Consider the following 15681-nt stretch of genomic DNA (forward strand, 5'->3'; position numbering starts at 1 on the left):
CTGTTTTCTTATGTTAATTGTAAATCTTTTCTTACGTCTTCTATTTTAGCTTCCAGAGATTTTAATTTATCCCTGAAATCTGCTTCAGAAGCAACGGTATCTTTTACAGAAATATAAAACTTGATCTTCGGCTCTGTTCCGGAAGGTCTTATACATACTTTGGTGCCATCCTGGGTATAATAAATCAGCACATTCGATTTTGGAATGTCGTTCATTACTTTTGTTTCGTTCTTTGAAACAGAGAAGCTGGTTTGTTCTTTAAAGTCTTTCACTTCTTCCACTAATGATCCGGCCAGTTCTTTAGGCGGGTTTTCGCGGAAGTTTTTCATCATATTCTGAATTTCTTCAGCTCCTTCTTTTCCTTTTCTTACGATATTGACCAATCCTTCATAGTACATTCCCAGATCCTGGTAGATCTCAATCAAGTACTGGTACATTGTTCTTCCATTGGCTTTACACCACGCAGCAATTTCACACGCCAAAAGGATACTTCCGCAAGAATCTTTATCGCGGACAAAGTCACCGGTCATAAAACCGAAGCTTTCTTCACCTCCGCAAACGAATTTTTCTTTTCCTTCTGCTTCGCGGATCATTTTTCCGATCCACTTGAAACCTGTTAATCCAACTTTACAGTCAACACCAAATTTCTGGGCGATATCAAAGAAAATATCTGAAGTTACAATCGTAGAGCCGATGAACTCTTTTCCTGTGATTTTTCCTTGCTTTCTCCACTCATTTAAAATATAATAGGTAAGGATGGTATTGGTCTGGTTTCCGTTCAGAAGCTGCATTTCACCGTCAAGATTTCTTACAGCAATCCCTAGTCTGTCTCCGTCCGGATCTGTACCGATCACAATATCTGCATTGGTCACTCTTGCAAGATCCAGTGCCATTTCCAGTGCTGCCGGCTCTTCCGGATTTGGAGATTCTACCGTGGTAAAATTACCGCTCGGGATCATCTGCTCTTTTACCAGATCCACTTTTTTGAATCCTGCTTTTTCCAAAGCTTTCGGAATTGTAGTATAAGTAGTCCCGTGGATCGAGGTGAAAACAATATTTAAATTTTCTTTCCCTACATTCTGATAGGTTGAATTTTCAATACAGGCATCAATATAGACATCATCCTGCTCTTCCCCGATCCATTCGATCAGGTCATCATTTCCATTGAATTTAATTTCGTCAAATTTCACGGAATATACTTCATTGATAATGGCTTCATCATGCGGCGGAACAATCTGTGCCCCGTCATTCCAGTATACTTTATACCCGTTGTATTCCGGCGGATTGTGAGAGGCCGTAAGTACAATTCCTCCGTTACATTTTTTGTCTCTTACAGTGAAAGAAAGTTCCGGAGTCGGCCTGTGATCTTTGAAAAGAAGTACTTTAATTCCGTTGGCAGTTAAAACATCCGCTACCAGTTTCCCGAATTCTTTTGAATTATGGCGTACATCATAAGCGATAGCCACTTTGATTTCCTCTCCTTTAAACTGCTGAAGCATATAATTGGCCAATCCCTGTGTAGCCTGGCCTAAAGTATATTTATTCAATCGGTTGGTTCCTACTCCCATGATACCTCTCATTCCTCCTGTCCCGAATTCGAGTTCTCTGTAGAAGGAATCTTCCAGATCCGGAGAATTGCTGTCGATCAACAGCTGTACAGCATCTTTTGTTTCTTTATCGAATGTATCACCTAACCAAAGTTTAGCTTTTTCTAATGTTGTCATATTTGTATTTAAGTTTGGAAGCATGAAGGTTTGAAGATGGGAAAGTTCTACGTCCAAATTCAAAGTTTCTGCTTTATTTTATTATTGTTTATTTTTTTGCCTGGAAGGTGGGAGAAATTTTTGCCTTCCATCTCCCATCTTCTTATCATTCCAGCTTTTTATTCTCAACCTTAGTCGTTTTATCAATTTTAAACGCTCGGATCGGGTCATTATAATAAATAAATTTTGCTGTATTCTGAATATTTCCTTTTAAGGAATCTTTTACGTTAACTTCTGCATAGTTTCCGTTTTTGGAGTCAATATTCAGGTTTTCTATTTTCCAATAAGGCGCAATCAAACTTGCTGTATCAGAGATTTTTATCACTGCATTTTTGGTTTGTCCCAAAAAATTGGCCCGGCTTCTGTTCCGCATCTCTACTTCTGCTCTTCTCGTGTTCACTGAACCCATAAAAGTAGCATTATTTTTTATATTAAGCCTAAAATTATCGGTCTTAATTTCGCTCGAAATATTCATTTCTACAAAATCTGCAACAGTAACTTTTTCCAGATTATATTTTGAATAGATCGTTACATTGTAGAAGTCCACACCTTTTGTACCTCTTTTTTCTTTGATGAAAAGGGTTTTGTCATCAACGTCCACATCCAGATTATTTGCCACATTCGGATAAGTTTCAATCTCTACAAAATTTTTGGCTCCTCTGGCATAAAATACGCGGAATTTACCTTCCAGATCCAGATTCACGAATTCTGAAACATCTATGTCTTTCCTTTCTATATTTCCTTTGGGAGAAACTTTTCCGCAGGATACTACAGCCAATAATAATAACGTATAGAATGTATTTTTCATTTTAATTTAAAATATTGTATATAAAATCAGACTTATCACCGTACTTTCCACTCCCATCAGAACATAAAGAACCAATACCCGCCACAGTAAACCTGGTTTTGAGTATGATTTTTTAAAAGCATTCCAATACGTAATTGCCGGGAAGAGAACAGAAAGACCGAATATAATTTTGTCGATGAAATCGAAAATCCCTGAAACAGGTTTCCACAAACCGATCAGGCTCACGATATCGTCCAACAAAAATAAGATTAAAATTCCTAAAAGACTTACTGTTCCGATGATAAAATGCTCCGCAATATTCAAATTCATTCTTTTAAATAAAAAATAAGCATTGATGGCGAGCATCGGAATGATAACAAATAAAATTGTTTTGGAATATCTGGAGAAAAAATTTTTCATATCCAGAACGTCATCCGAAAGAACTTCTGCGGGTGAAAATTTTTCGTAAAAATGATAGCCTAATACATTAAAACCAAAAAGAATCAGTAACAACGATATAAAATTGTTGTACCTGATTCTTTTTCCTGAAATATAATCCATCGCGGTTTCTCCCGGTCTGAATGAAATATTTTTTAAAGTATGGAAAAATTTAGCTTCCACATGCCAAATCGATCCAAGAATATCATTTTTAACCAAAGAATGTGGAGTTATTCTTGCTGTGTCCGCTTTCTGTCCGCAATGAGCACAAAACTCATCGGAGATTGAACGACCGCAGTTCAAACAACTTTTTTATCCATTTCAATGATTTAATACATTTCTTTAACTATTTTCAAGTGATGTTGAATAGATCATGGCTTGTTTAGAATATATTTTCGGTAATTTACTTTCCATGTTAAATTACTTCATCAATATTGTAATTTTTATGTTCCCTGTTTGTTCTGATGATCATTTCTCCTAAGAATCCTGCTATAAAAAGCAGTGTTCCCATAATCATCATCGTCAGTGCAATATAAAACCACGGATTGTTCGTGATCAGATGTCCATAAATTCCTCTAGCGACATCAATCAGTTTTGAAACTCCCAGCCAAAGTGCGGAAAGGAATCCTACGATAAACATTACTGTTCCCACAGCCCCGAAAAAATGCATAGGTCTTCCTCCGAATCTGCTGACAAACCAAAGCGTTACAAGATCCAGGAAACCCCTGATAAACCTTTCGGTCCCGAATTTTGAAGTTCCGTAAGGTCTTGCCTGATGCTGAACCTCTTTTTCGGTAATTCTTCTGAACCCGGCATTGGCTGCCAAAACAGGAATATAACGGTGCATGTCTCCATACACATCGATGGATTTTACCACCTGCTTTTTGTAAGCTTTAAGACCACAGTTGAAATCGTGAAGGTAAACGCCTGAAACTTTTCTTGCTGCCGCATTGAAGAGTTTCGACGGAACATTTTTCGTCATTACGTTGTCAAAACGTTTCTTTTTCCAGCCTGAAACGATATCATAATTATCTTCCGTGACCATTTTATAAAGTTCAGGAATTTCTTCCGGAAAGTCCTGTAAATCAGCATCCATGGTAATCACTACTTCCCCGTTCGTTCTTTCGAAAGCGGCATGAAGGGCTTGTGATTTTCCATAGTTTCTGGAAAATTTGATGGCGTGGATCTGAGGGTGTTGAACCTTCAGATTTTCGATGATGCTCCACGATAAATCTGTACTTCCGTCATCTACAAACCAGATTTCATAGGACAGGTTATTGGAATAGCAGACATTGTCAATCCTTGAAAAAAGCTGTTCCAAAGAGTCTTCTTCGTTTAATAACGGAATAACTATAGATAAATTCATTTAATTTTAATAAAAATTATTCTTGGTTTTCTGTTTCCTGGTACACCGTTCTTGTTCTGAAAAATGCTCCAAAAAACACTGACAAAACTACGTAAAATATAAGAATTGCTGCAAAATATCCTGAAAAATGACTTGCCGTAAGCATATCTTTTCCTTTAATGGCTTCAGGAGAAAAACTTGGCAGTCTTTCTTTGTATTTTTTGTCTAATTCATCAATATCTTTCTGATGTTTCAATATCTTCCTTGCAGACTGATATTCAGTATCCAGCTCTGTTTTCTGTCTCTGTACATATTGGTAGTTCAACAATTTTTTTGCATCCGTATCCACGAAATTAAGGAAAGCATAGATGCTGAAGATGGATAAAATTCCCCCGATAAACATCGGAATGAACGCTCTTGAAAATGCATCTTTAAAAGTTACCACTCTGTTTTTGTTCCAGAAAGATTTCACGGACCAGAAGGCTATCCCCGTATACAGAACCGGAAGAACAAATGCGTTGATTTTCAAAGAGGTATCAAAATAATTAATTCCCGAGAAAAAGTAATAGGCCACAAAAAAGATGATCATTGTAGCGATAAAAAGTAAAATTCCTAATGTTGATGGACTTTTCGTCATGTTTGATTTTTTAGAAAAAAATTGAAAAATTATTGCACTAAATTCCAGCCGTTTAGCTTTGTCACTGCATTTTTTCGACTAATTTTCTCTAATTATGTTTTGAAGTTTATAAAATATTCCTACCTTTGCAACGGCAAGTCCTAAACAACCAGCTCCTGAGAATCCTCCAGGGTGGGAACACAGCAAAGGTAATCGGTCGTAGCGGTGTGATTTAGGTAGCTTGCCATTTTTTTTGGTTTAAGTTGAAGTAAGGTAATTGGAAAATTATCTTTTTTTGTTTCTATACTTTTCAGCATTTCCATTCCAATTTTCAAATTACCTTTCATCTTTATTTAAAATTCAAACTCCTCTCCCAGTTTCGGAAGAACAAGTTCTACATTTTTATCTGCAAAATGCTTTAATGCACTTTCATGGTTGATTTCAATAGCAGGAAATGTATCAAAGTGGCAACCGATTACTTTTGGGGTTTTCAATAATTCCGCTGCGGCAAAAGCTGCTTTTCTCGGGCACATCGTGTAGTGGCTTCCGATAGGAAGGATAGACAGGTCTATGTTTCCGAAAAGTCTTGGAAAAAGCTCCATATCCGCCATTACACCCGTATCTCCTGCCATATAGATGTTCTTCCCTTCAGGCAGTCTGAAAATATAACCCACAGGAACACCTCCATAGCTTCCATCCGGGAACGAACTCGTATGATGAGCCGGTACCATGGAAATTTTAAGATCGTCGATTTTTGCCGATCCTCCTAAGTTCACATCATCTTTGTTTTTTGCCGTTTTGAAGTAAGCACAGATCTCAGGAACAGCAATAACTGTTGCTTCCGGGTGAAACTGTAACACTTCTTCCACATCAGCAATATGATCGCCGTGAGCGTGGGTAAGTAAGATATAATCTATTTTCTGAGCCGCTATATCAAAGCTGGATTCCGCTTTTTTGTAATTGTAAAAAGGATCACTTAAAATTGTTTTGTTTTTGTAAGTAAACAAAAAACAGTTTTGTCCTAAAAATTGTATTTTCATTTTTAAATTTTTATATCGTTAACAATAAAAATAATATTGAATAATGCTTAAACACTGTAAGATTAAAACTTACTTTGCAGGAAATTTATCTTCAATTAAATTCAGCTTGATTCCATGTTCAAGATAAGCCTTACAACCGTCCAGAACTGTTGTAAAACCGCCTGTATTATCATTAATTACTTTTAAAAGGTCTTCACCTGTCTGGTTGAATCCGTAGCTTTTAATAATAACCAAGGTTCCTTTCTCCATTTCTTTGAATTCATAATCCGCATGTACTGCAGGATCTCCCCACTCTGTTTTTATCAGCTGATTAGGAATGATCTCATGTACGAGCACATCCGATTTTACATTATACATTTCCCATTCCCAGGTAATGGTTTTACCCTCCTCCAGTTTCCCGGTAGATTTCGTAAACCAGAATTTGGTGGTTATTTCAGGGTTGATGAATGCTTCAAAAACATCTTCAACCGGTTTTCTGATAAGCATCTGGGCCTGAACATAAATATCTGAACTCATAAGCGTGATAATATTATTTAAAGAAATTAAGTCCTATCGCTGTAAGCACTGCCATTGTAAAAGTAAGGATACCCACCTGTTTCAGGAATGGATCCAGATCTTTAGGCTCTTTTACAGACATGATTTTTCTTCTGAGCTTAGAAAATGGAATCAGTAAGATCATTACGATGAAAACATAGTAATTCTGAGACTGTATAAAACCATTTAACCCTAAAAATATAAGAATTAAGATCAAAGGAAGCTGTAAAAGGATCATTTCGTAGATCATTGCATTTTTGAAACCAATCCTGAGGGCAAAGCTGTTTTTCCCGGACAGCCTGTCGCTTTCTATATCTCTCATATTGTTAAGATTAAGAACTGCCATGCTCATCATTCCTACTGCTGTTCCCGGCAGCAGCATATCCCAGCTGAACGTTTTCGTGAACAGGAAATAACTTCCACAAACCGAAACCAAACCGAAGAAGATAAATACGAAAAGATCTCCCAATCCCATATATCCATAAGGTTTTTTCCCAACCGTATAACCAATTGCCGCTAAAATACAAGCTACCCCCAATCCTATGAAAATATAAAATTCATTCATATAATCCGGAATGAAAGCAACATACAATAAACCAATTGTAGCAATAAATGACAGTAAAGAGAAAATAATCACTGCATTTTTCATCTGTTTTGCCGTAATTTTTCCTGAAGCTACTGCCCTGGATTCTGCTTCGTTGATCCTTTTAGCATCTGTGCCCTTTACGCCATCTCCATAGTCATTGGCATAGTTCGATAAAATCTGGTACAAAAGGGTTACCAGAAGTGCCAGAGCAAAAATTTTCCAGTCCCATATTCCGCCTTGTCCGTAAAGTCTCCATTTTGCAATGAAAGCTCCCATAATGATCCCGCTTAGGGAAAGCGGTAAAGTTCTTAGCCTTGCGGCTTTTATCCAATCTGACATAGTTTATAAGTAATAGGCAATAAGTAATGAGTAATTTTTCATTACTTATTGCTGATTGCCAATGTTTAAGATATCCACTGATTTTCTCCGAAGTCAGGTTTTCTTTTTTCAAGGAATGCATTTCTTCCCTCCTGAGCTTCTTCCGTCATATAAGCCAGACGTGTTGCTTCTCCGGCAAATACCTGCTGGCCAACCATTCCGTCATCTGTAAGGTTCATGGCAAACTTCAGCATTCTGATGGAAGTCGGGGATTTTGCCAATATTTCCTGAGCCCATTCGTAGGCGGTATCTTCCAGTTCTGCATGTGGGATTACAGCATTCACCATTCCCATATCCAAAGCTTCCTGAGCAGAATAGTTTCTTCCTAAAAAGAATATTTCACGGGCTTTTTTCTGGCCTACCATTTTTGCAAGGTATGCAGATCCGTATCCTCCATCAAAGCTTGTAACATCAGCATCGGTCTGCTTAAAAATTGCATGTTCTTTACTGGCTAAAGTGAGATCGCAAACCACATGAAGTGAATGTCCACCACCAACAGCCCATCCCGGAACCACCGCAATAACTACTTTCGGCATAAAACGGATCAGACGCTGCACTTCAAGAATATTCAGACGGTGTCTCCCGTCTTCCCCTACATAACCCTGATGGCCTCTTGCTTTCTGATCTCCTCCGCTGCAGAAAGCCCAACCTCCGTCTTTGGGGCTTGGTCCCTCTCCTGAAAGCAGAACAACTCCTATTGAGGAATCTTCATAAGCATCGTAAAAAGCATCATAAAGTTCTGAAGTGGTTTTGGGTCTGAAGGCATTTCTTACTTCCGGTCTGTTGAAAGCAATTCTTGCTACCCCGTTACATTTTTTATAGGTAATATCTTCGTATTCTTTGGCGGTTTTCCACTCAATCATCTTGTAAAATTTTTCTCAAAGATACGGAATTACAGAGAATTTTTAAGGTGAAATTTAAGGATAATGAAGGTAAAAAACAGCGCTGTCTTTTAGATTAAAAAAGAACGAAACCGGAACATTTCTGCTCCGGTTTTGTTTATTATTCAGCTAAGAAGTTATTATTTCGCTTTTGCTTTTAATTCAGCTTCCTTAGCTTTCAGATCTTTAAGCTTATCGGTATTTTTTGTTACCACGTAGATCTCTTTCAATGCCGTAAGAGCATCAAGACTTTCCGGTGCAGCTTTGTACCATCCTTCAGCATATGGAAGTGCTTTCGCAAATCTTTCTCTTCTCGCATCGATCAGTTTGGTAGCCTCATCCGGCTTATCTTTTCTTAATGCATTGATTTGTTCTACAATTTTAGAATCGTCACCAACTACTGTATACACAAGGTTCTGGTAAGCATTCTCAAAATCCGGCTTGATTTCAATTGCTTTTTTGAATGAAGCTACTGCATCTTCTACTGTAGCAGGATTCTTAGACTGCATTACTCCAAGATTATACCAGTTGGTAGCGTCATTAGGATTTTTAGCAAGCTGTTCTTTAAGAGCCCCAATGAATTTATCTGTATTTCCGGATTCGAAATATGCAGTTCCCTGAGCATCTTTAAGTTTAGCATTATTCGGATATTTTGCCAATCCTTTATCAATGATGGCCAATGCTTCATTAGGTTTCTTTGCATTCAGAAGCAAAGTCGTTAATGTTTCATAAAGTTCCGGTTCCACACTTGGGGTCTGTTCTGTTTTGAAATCTGAATAATCAGAGTTCTTCTTCATCAGATCCCAGGTTGCTTTATCCAGATTCATTACCTGACCGGATTTTTTATCTTTTGCAGTATAGGTTGTCTGAACCCCCGTGAAACCTGAATTGATAAGCTCAGTATATATTTTGATGGATTCGTCGCTGTTATTTGCCAAAGCATAGCTTAATCCTGCATAATACATATATATCTTATCATCCTGACCATTTGTTTTTAATAAGTTATAAACTTCTAAAAACTTAGGCGCGGCAACGGTATAATTCTTTGCATTATATGCATCCATTGCAGCTTTGTTCGCTTCCTGCAGCTTGGCATTCACATCATTCTTCTGACCGAAAACGAAAGCAGAAGCTACGATTGCTATACCTAAAATGAGTTTCTTCATAATAACTATATTATATTAATTGTACTTTTTATTCTTCAGAATCAGAATTCTCATTTTCCTCAGCCGGGTTTTCTTTTTCCGCCTCTGGTTGTGTACTGTTTTCCTGGTTATCAGTTACAATTTCTGTCCCTTCTTCATTTTCTTCAGAATCATCTGCTACCTCTTTATCCATTTCTACTTTTGCAATGGCTGCAATTTCGTCATTTTTCTTAAGGTTGATCATTTTTACCCCTGGGTATTTCTTCCCATTACTCTCATTTCGTCCATATTCATTCTGATGGCAACACCGGACTTATTGATGATCATCAATCCGTCTTCGTCTGTCACATTCTGAATGGCGATCAGATTTCCTGTTTTTTCGGTAATGTTCAGGGTGATAACTCCTTTTCCTCCTCTGTTGGTAATTCTGTAGTCTTCTACAGCAGTTCTTTTACCGTATCCTTTTTCGGAAACAACAAGAACTGTTTCTTTTTCTACATCATTCACAACAATCATACCAATTGCCTCGTCATTATCGTCCATAGTGATACCACGTACCCCTATTGATCCTCTACCTACTTCTCTTACTTTTTCTTCAGGGAAACGGATACATTTACCGTTTTTGGTCGCAATCATGATCTGAGAGTTTCCGTTGGTAAGGTATGCACCCAATAACTGGTCATTATCCCTGATTTCGATAGCATTCACCCCATTCACCCTTGGTCTTGAGTAAGCTTCAAGAGATGTTTTCTTGATCGTACCATTTTTGGTTACCATCACTACGCTCATCTGGTTTACGTACTCGGCATCTTTCAGGTTATTGGTTCTGATGTAAGCTTTGATCTTGTCGTCCTGCTCAATATTGATAAGGTTTTGTACCGCTCTTCCTTTGGATGTTTTTGAACCTTCAGGAATTTCAAATACCCTTAACCAATAACATCTTCCTTTTTCTGTGAAGAATAGCATATACTGGTGATTGGTTGCAGAAACAATATATTCAAGGAAATCTTCGTCCCTTGTAGTCGCTGCCCTGTTTCCTACACCACCTCTGCTCTGAATTTTGTATTCGGAAAGTGAAGTTCTTTTCACATATCCTGCGTGTGAAATCGTAAGAACCACTGCTTCATTCGGAATGATGTCTTCGATAGACATTTCTCCTCCTGAATAATCGATAGCGGTTCTTCTTTCGTCACCATATTTTTCTTTGATTTCAAGCAATTCTTCTTTGATGATCTCGAATCTTCTTGACTCATTAGCCAAAATATCTTCCAAGTTCATGATCTCCTTCATGATCGCATCGTACTCGTCACGGATCTTATCCAGCTCCATTCCTGTAAGACGTGCCAGTCTAAGATCAAGAATAGCCTGAGCCTGGATTTCAGAAAGTTCAAATGCTTCGATCAAGCCTTCTTTTGCAGCCTGAGGGTTAGCACTGTGGCGGATAATAGAAATGGCTCTGTCCAGAGCATCCTGAGTTCCGATTACTTTCATGAAACCTTCAAGGATGTGAGCTCTTTCTTTGGCTTTCTTAAGCTCGTACTGAGTTCTTCTCACGATCACTTCGTGTCTGTGCTCTACGAAATGGTGGATGATATCCTTTAGGTTCAGCTGTTCCGGTCTTCCTTTAACCAATGCAATATTATTAACACTGAAAGAAGTCTGAAGGGCTGTATATTTATATAATAAGTTTAAGACAACATTTGGAATGGCATCATTTTTCAGTTCATAAACGACACGCAGACCATTTCTGTCCGATTCGTCTCTGATCTCATGAATACCAACAATTTTATCATCTTTTATAAGCTCTGCTGTTCTGGCGATCATGTCGGCCTTATTCACCTGGTAAGGGACTTCAGTAACGATGATAGCATTTCTGTTTCCGATTTCCTCGAAATTCACTTTTGCTCTCAGTACTACTCTTCCTCTTCCCGTGTGGAAAGCATCCCTTACACCGTCGTACCCATAGATGATCCCTCCTGTAGGGAAATCCGGTGCTGTAATGTGGTGCATCAGCTCATCGATGGTAATTTCTCTGTTATCGATGTAAGCACATATCGCATCAATAGATTCTGAAAGGTTGTGCGGCGCCATATTGGTGGCCATCCCTACTGCAATCCCGGAAGTACCGTTTACCAGAAGGTTAGGAACTTTGGTAGGAAGTACGGTAGGCTCCTGTAAACTGTCGTCAAAGTTATTCTGGAAATCAACGGTTTCTTTATCCAGGTCGGAAAGAACCTCATCAGATATTTTTTTAAGTCTTGCCTCGGTATAACGCATTGCTGCAGGCGGGTCGCCGTCCATTGACCCGAAGTTACCCTGCCCGTCTACCTGAGGATAACGTAAGCTCCAGTCCTGAGCCATTCTTACCATCGCATCATATACTGAGGAGTCTCCATGCGGGTGGTATTTACCCAAAACATCCCCAACGATTCTTGCAGATTTCAAATATTTTCTGTTAGAAAAAACCCCTAATCCGTACATACCATAAAGTACTCTTCTATGAACGGGCTTCAGGCCGTCTCTTACATCCGGTAACGCTCTTGAAACGATAACCGACATCGAATAATCGATATAAGACGATTTCATTTCATCAACAATGTTGATAGGAATCAGTCTTTCTCCTTCTTTTGCATAAACAAATTTTATTATAATGACAGTCAGACCTTTAGCTGTGCGTCTGAAAATTATTTATTTCCAATTTTTATTAACGGGCTAATTTACGAATTTTTTACCGATTTTTGTGGTAGAATTTATCCAAAAAATCTTAAAAATTCATAAAATATGAGCTTATTAAGTATAACTTTCCATTGTACCAAAAACAATATTGAAGAATGGGAAAATTATATCGACGAAACACTGGTTCTGATGGCAGAAAACCTGATGGATGTGAACAAATATATTCTTTCTGAAGTACACAGTGATTATATTGATGAAGGTAAGAATTACAATCTTCTCCTGCTGTTTGATAATGATGATCTCAGGGATGATTTCATTAAAAGTGAAATGCTGAATATTTCAGAAAGGGTCGAGAAAAAGTTCGGAACCGATGTCATGATTTTCAATACGTTCCTGAACCCTAAAAAATCAAGATTTTAAATACAAATCAAAAGCCCTGAAAAAATCAGGGCTTTTTTATTTTTTCAATCTCTGTGATGTTTGTGTCCTTTGTTTTTATGATGATGACCTCTGTTGTCATAATCATAATAATACACTCTTTTTTTAACTTGTCCAGGTGCATAGTATCTTGCGCTTCCACCATATACTTTTTTAGCCTGCCCCGGCGGGAGCCTTCTTGCGTGATGATCATGCACCACACATGAAGTCATCATTAACGTAACGGTTATTACCCCGACCATTTTAAGTAAACCTTTCATATTTTCCACTTTTTCAAATTTCAGTAATGGAATAACAAGGTTAATGCCAAAATAGGTTTTTGGGAATTTCTATATTGGAGCGCCGGAAGACTTGAGCTGCCTTTGAATCCGGAGATTTACCAAGGTATTGGGTATTTAATTTAAAGATTATCTGCTGCTTAACCTACAATTTCACTTCGCTTTTCAAACAGGATAACATCTTTCCACTGGCCGTTAAGTTTTCCAATTTTCTTTCTGACTCCCACAGTTCTGAACCCATTTTTCTGGTGAAACTTTATTGATGCTTCATTTTCGGGAAAAATGCTGGCCTGAAGTGTCCAGAAACCATGGTTTTCGCTGTCAAGGATCATCTTTTTCAGCAAAACTGATCCCAAGCCCTTCCCTTGGTATCTATTGTCGAAATAAATGCTTACTTCAGCCACTCCTTTATAGCATTCCCTTTTGCTTACCGGCTTCAAAGCGCACCATCCCACTATTTCATTGTTTTCGTTTTCCAGAACCCAGCGGCAATCGTTGAAATAATCCATATTCCATGCTTCAGCCGTAGGAACTTCTGTTTCAAAAGTGGACATTCCCCCATCTAATCCCTGCTTATAAATCTCCAGCACTTTTTTTTCATCGCCGGGAAGCATTTCTCTTAATTCGTAATTCATACTTTATTTAATGGTATTTTCTTTTATTCTTTCTTTTGATTCTTGTATAATGGGTTTGCTTTTCAGTTTCATCTTCTGAAATAACGCTGATATTTCCATCTACTTCAAGGATGGAAAGTTTTACATCTTTTATATTCTCTACTCCGTGCTCCCTTATGGCTTCTTCCAGCTCATCCCGGGTAATCTTCACCCTGTTCAAAGCAGTCTGATCCACTCTTCCGTCCCTGATCAGAATGACAGGATCTTCTTCCATAAATGTTTCAAATTTACGATTGGAGAACATCAGTCTTTTCAGAATAAAATTGGCAGCGAAAAGAACAAGTGCTGCGACAAGTCCGCCCTGAAGCGAGGTATCCTGTCCTACCATAGCATTCTGAACCGCATTGGAAATAAGCAGAAGTAATACCACATCTCCTGCATTGAGCTGGGAAAGCTGGTTTTTACCAAAAAGACGGATAGCAATTACCATAAAAAGGTAAACACTGAGGGAGCGTAAAACAACGTCAAGAATAGGATTCACAGATCATATTTTAATAGTCAAATGTATAAAATTTTATGATTGCCTGATCATTTTATATCAAGCTTAAAAAAACAGAAACTCATCTAAAAATATGGCACATGATTTGAGCGTTTAGTAAAATTAAAAACACAAATGAAACAAATCTTTTTTTATCTAAGCATTCTCTTCTTTTTTACAGGCTGCCAGAAAACTGAATCCCTCCCAAAAGCATCTGCAGAAAAAGAAATAAGCAAAAAAATCAATGAACTTTACAGTACCTACGGAACATCTAACTATGCTCTTTATCATAAGCCATTCTCTGACAGCCTTTTTTCCCCGGAGCTGAAAAGAATATTGGAAGAAGCTGTAAAAACATCTAAGGCTGATATTGAAAAAGTAAAAAAAAGTAATCATCCTGATGAAAAGCCTTTACTGTTTGAAGGGGCTGTTTTTTCAAGTTTGTATGAAGGGTACAGCAGCTACAAAGTAAAATCTGTTACTTTAAACCCCTCCGGTACCTCAGCAGATGCAAAAATAGATTTCGAATACAACTTAGCTGATCCAACAGTAAAATGGACAGATAAAGTACATTTAATAAATTCAGATAACGGATGGGCAATTGACAATATTGTTTTTGACAGTATCAGCAGTATTAAGGATCTGAAAACAGGTATGAAGGATTTCACGCAAAATAATAAATAGCAACTAAAACTTTATCATAAATAAAAAAGCCGCTTAAAAGCGGCTTTATTTTTAAGGGCACTGAACGATTGGAATTTCGCTGCAAATTACTTTATTTGCCCATTCGCAATAGGTACAGTATTTTTTTGGCTCTCCTCCGTACACTGACTTCAGATCTGACTTCGTCAGCTTCTTTAAATTTTTCATATAGTTTTAATTTTATGTCTGATAAATATAGAACACTTCTTTCCATCGTTTATTACAATTTAATACTCAAAGTTTTCATTATTCATAGAAAATTTCAAAGGGATTAAAATACCTCAACAGCATATGTCTTTATGGTGAAATATTGTTTATAATATATTATGTATCTTTAAATACACCAAAACAACAAAATAATATTGAAATGATCACACCAAAAGGAGCCCACACGGGGCAATTAAATCCGGCGAAAAAATCATTAATCTCTAATGGTCTTCTTTCCGGCCAGGATGATATCAGCAATTACAACAAAGGAGTATGCCATGATGTAGTGGCGTATGCCCTTTATATGCGGGGGCCGCTATCTCTCCGGATGAGCTTGTTCAGTTCAGGGCTCAGGGATGGCTTAATAAATTCAATTATTCCGCAGGCGAAAAATGGAACGGTTACTCGGTAATCCCTAAAGGAAAAGCAATTGGTTTCTATAGAGTGAGGGATAAAACATGGTTTCACTCTGCTATTACTACAGGAAACTGTTCAGAGATCAGATCGGTAAACGGCTTCTCACTGGGTACGGCATGGTCGGTTCCGGTAGATATGAAGTGGGTTTTAGGGAAACCTAATGAAGATGGGACATTCAACTATGACGGAACGAAAATAGAGGTATATATATCGCCTTTGTAGGTTCTGAATTAAAATTATAAACCCCCGGCCGGACTAAAAGTCCGGCCGGGGGTTTTATGTAATGAGAGCTATTGCC

At 37.8% G+C, this 15681-nt stretch carries 18 protein-coding genes, 1 other RNA gene and 1 pseudogene; 5 read left to right on the top strand and 15 right to left on the bottom strand.

Going from position 1 to position 15681, the window contains the following annotated elements; genetic code table 11:
* Window positions 1–8 precede the first annotated feature (8 nt).
* From N4G44_RS10330 to N4G44_RS10350, 5 genes are all read right to left on the bottom strand, one after another.
* Window positions 9–1724, bottom strand: coding sequence for a phospho-sugar mutase (locus N4G44_RS10330; RefSeq protein ID WP_474928321.1), 1716 nt, complete (start codon window positions 1722–1724; stop codon window positions 9–11).
* Window positions 1725–1869: 145 nt separating this feature from the next.
* The gene (locus N4G44_RS10335; RefSeq protein WP_474926564.1) at window positions 1870–2571 is read right to left on the bottom strand and encodes a GIN domain-containing protein; all 702 of its coding nucleotides are present in this window, start codon (window positions 2569–2571) and stop codon (window positions 1870–1872) included.
* Window positions 2572–2577: 6 nt separating this feature from the next.
* Entirely contained in the window at window positions 2578–3291 is a 714-nt protein-coding gene (locus tag N4G44_RS10340; RefSeq protein WP_474926566.1) for a DUF3667 domain-containing protein, read from the bottom strand.
* Between the two features lie 112 nt (window positions 3292–3403).
* Entirely contained in the window at window positions 3404–4354 is a 951-nt protein-coding gene (locus N4G44_RS10345) for a glycosyltransferase family 2 protein (protein WP_040994933.1), read from the bottom strand.
* Between the two features lie 16 nt (window positions 4355–4370).
* Complete coding sequence (locus N4G44_RS10350; RefSeq protein WP_474926568.1) at window positions 4371–4970, bottom strand: DUF4199 domain-containing protein; 600 nt, start codon at window positions 4968–4970, stop codon at window positions 4371–4373.
* A gap of 131 nt (window positions 4971–5101) precedes the next feature.
* Here N4G44_RS10350 and ffs point away from each other — a divergent pair.
* Window positions 5102–5199, top strand: an RNA gene (gene ffs / locus N4G44_RS10355) — signal recognition particle sRNA small type.
* 103 nt (window positions 5200–5302) lie between these two features.
* On the opposite strand, the gene N4G44_RS10360 is transcribed toward ffs, so the two are convergent.
* The 6 genes and pseudogenes from N4G44_RS10360 to gyrA form a co-directional block, all read right to left on the bottom strand.
* A complete protein-coding gene (locus N4G44_RS10360) occupies window positions 5303–5989 on the bottom strand; it encodes a metal-dependent hydrolase (protein WP_474926572.1) in 687 nt (228 codons plus the stop codon).
* A 69-nt stretch (window positions 5990–6058) separates the two neighbouring features.
* Complete coding sequence (locus N4G44_RS10365) at window positions 6059–6505, bottom strand: SRPBCC family protein (protein WP_474926575.1); 447 nt, start codon at window positions 6503–6505, stop codon at window positions 6059–6061.
* Window positions 6506–6518: 13 nt separating this feature from the next.
* Entirely contained in the window at window positions 6519–7448 is a 930-nt protein-coding gene (gene menA / locus N4G44_RS10370) for a 1,4-dihydroxy-2-naphthoate octaprenyltransferase (RefSeq protein ID WP_474926578.1), read from the bottom strand.
* Between the two features lie 65 nt (window positions 7449–7513).
* The gene (locus N4G44_RS10375; protein ID WP_429934151.1) at window positions 7514–8350 is read right to left on the bottom strand and encodes a 1,4-dihydroxy-2-naphthoyl-CoA synthase; all 837 of its coding nucleotides are present in this window, start codon (window positions 8348–8350) and stop codon (window positions 7514–7516) included.
* A gap of 158 nt (window positions 8351–8508) precedes the next feature.
* Window positions 8509–9534: a tetratricopeptide repeat protein gene (locus tag N4G44_RS10380; RefSeq protein ID WP_474926581.1), complete on the bottom strand. Its 1026-nt coding sequence runs from the start codon at window positions 9532–9534 to the stop codon at window positions 8509–8511.
* Between the two features lie 28 nt (window positions 9535–9562).
* Window positions 9563–12099, bottom strand: a pseudogene (gene gyrA / locus N4G44_RS10385) (DNA gyrase subunit A).
* 195 nt (window positions 12100–12294) lie between these two features.
* Here gyrA and N4G44_RS10390 point away from each other — a divergent pair.
* On the top strand, window positions 12295–12609 hold the full coding sequence (locus tag N4G44_RS10390) for a DUF4286 family protein (protein WP_474926582.1): 315 nt from the start codon (window positions 12295–12297) through the stop codon (window positions 12607–12609).
* A 44-nt stretch (window positions 12610–12653) separates the two neighbouring features.
* On the opposite strand, the gene N4G44_RS10395 is transcribed toward N4G44_RS10390, so the two are convergent.
* The 3 genes from N4G44_RS10395 to N4G44_RS10405 form a co-directional block, all read right to left on the bottom strand.
* Window positions 12654–12887 carry a hypothetical protein gene (locus N4G44_RS10395; protein WP_474926583.1) on the bottom strand — a complete coding sequence of 78 codons (234 nt, stop codon included), beginning with the start codon at window positions 12885–12887 and terminating at the stop codon, window positions 12654–12656.
* A gap of 158 nt (window positions 12888–13045) precedes the next feature.
* Entirely contained in the window at window positions 13046–13540 is a 495-nt protein-coding gene (locus N4G44_RS10400) for an N-acetyltransferase family protein (protein WP_474926585.1), read from the bottom strand.
* Window positions 13541–13547: 7 nt separating this feature from the next.
* Window positions 13548–14060: a DUF421 domain-containing protein gene (locus N4G44_RS10405; protein ID WP_474926588.1), complete on the bottom strand. Its 513-nt coding sequence runs from the start codon at window positions 14058–14060 to the stop codon at window positions 13548–13550.
* Between the two features lie 132 nt (window positions 14061–14192).
* On the opposite strand from N4G44_RS10405, the gene N4G44_RS10410 reads away from it, so the two are divergent.
* Window positions 14193–14741: a hypothetical protein gene (locus tag N4G44_RS10410; protein ID WP_474926590.1), complete on the top strand. Its 549-nt coding sequence runs from the start codon at window positions 14193–14195 to the stop codon at window positions 14739–14741.
* Between the two features lie 51 nt (window positions 14742–14792).
* Here the strand turns inward: N4G44_RS10410 and N4G44_RS10415 are convergent, their stop codons facing one another.
* Window positions 14793–14927: a bacteriocin-like protein gene (locus N4G44_RS10415; protein WP_474926591.1), complete on the bottom strand. Its 135-nt coding sequence runs from the start codon at window positions 14925–14927 to the stop codon at window positions 14793–14795.
* 199 nt (window positions 14928–15126) lie between these two features.
* On the opposite strand from N4G44_RS10415, the gene N4G44_RS10420 reads away from it, so the two are divergent.
* Window positions 15127–15378 carry a hypothetical protein gene (locus N4G44_RS10420; RefSeq protein ID WP_474926593.1) on the top strand — a complete coding sequence of 84 codons (252 nt, stop codon included), beginning with the start codon at window positions 15127–15129 and terminating at the stop codon, window positions 15376–15378.
* Between the two features lie 32 nt (window positions 15379–15410).
* Window positions 15411–15605: a hypothetical protein gene (locus N4G44_RS10425; protein WP_474926595.1), complete on the top strand. Its 195-nt coding sequence runs from the start codon at window positions 15411–15413 to the stop codon at window positions 15603–15605.
* Window positions 15606–15681 lie beyond the last annotated feature (76 nt).

The organism is Chryseobacterium sp. GTID13 (genome assembly GCF_056172655.1).

Excerpts from the sequence above, each read along its gene's own strand:
- N4G44_RS10375 (WP_429934151.1), bottom strand. The coding sequence starts at position 8,350 with ATGATTGAGTGGAAAACCGCCAAAGAATACGAAGATATTACCTATAAA.
- menA (WP_474926578.1), bottom strand. The coding sequence starts at position 7,448 with ATGTCAGATTGGATAAAAGCCGCAAGGCTAAGAACTTTACCGCTTTCC.
- N4G44_RS10350 (WP_474926568.1), bottom strand. The coding sequence starts at position 4,970 with ATGACGAAAAGTCCATCAACATTAGGAATTTTACTTTTTATCGCTACA.
- N4G44_RS10415 (WP_474926591.1), bottom strand. The coding sequence starts at position 14,927 with ATGAAAAATTTAAAGAAGCTGACGAAGTCAGATCTGAAGTCAGTGTAC.
- N4G44_RS10330 (WP_474928321.1), bottom strand. The coding sequence starts at position 1,724 with ATGACAACATTAGAAAAAGCTAAACTTTGGTTAGGTGATACATTCGAT.
- N4G44_RS10365 (WP_474926575.1), bottom strand. The coding sequence starts at position 6,505 with ATGAGTTCAGATATTTATGTTCAGGCCCAGATGCTTATCAGAAAACCG.
- N4G44_RS10410 (WP_474926590.1), top strand. The coding sequence starts at position 14,193 with ATGAAACAAATCTTTTTTTATCTAAGCATTCTCTTCTTTTTTACAGGC.
- N4G44_RS10420 (WP_474926593.1), top strand. The coding sequence starts at position 15,127 with ATGATCACACCAAAAGGAGCCCACACGGGGCAATTAAATCCGGCGAAA.
- N4G44_RS10390 (WP_474926582.1), top strand. The coding sequence starts at position 12,295 with ATGAGCTTATTAAGTATAACTTTCCATTGTACCAAAAACAATATTGAA.
- N4G44_RS10380 (WP_474926581.1), bottom strand. The coding sequence starts at position 9,534 with ATGAAGAAACTCATTTTAGGTATAGCAATCGTAGCTTCTGCTTTCGTT.
- N4G44_RS10360 (WP_474926572.1), bottom strand. The coding sequence starts at position 5,989 with ATGAAAATACAATTTTTAGGACAAAACTGTTTTTTGTTTACTTACAAA.
- N4G44_RS10335 (WP_474926564.1), bottom strand. The coding sequence starts at position 2,571 with ATGAAAAATACATTCTATACGTTATTATTATTGGCTGTAGTATCCTGC.
- N4G44_RS10400 (WP_474926585.1), bottom strand. The coding sequence starts at position 13,540 with ATGAATTACGAATTAAGAGAAATGCTTCCCGGCGATGAAAAAAAAGTG.
- N4G44_RS10345 (WP_040994933.1), bottom strand. The coding sequence starts at position 4,354 with ATGAATTTATCTATAGTTATTCCGTTATTAAACGAAGAAGACTCTTTG.
- N4G44_RS10395 (WP_474926583.1), bottom strand. The coding sequence starts at position 12,887 with ATGAAAGGTTTACTTAAAATGGTCGGGGTAATAACCGTTACGTTAATG.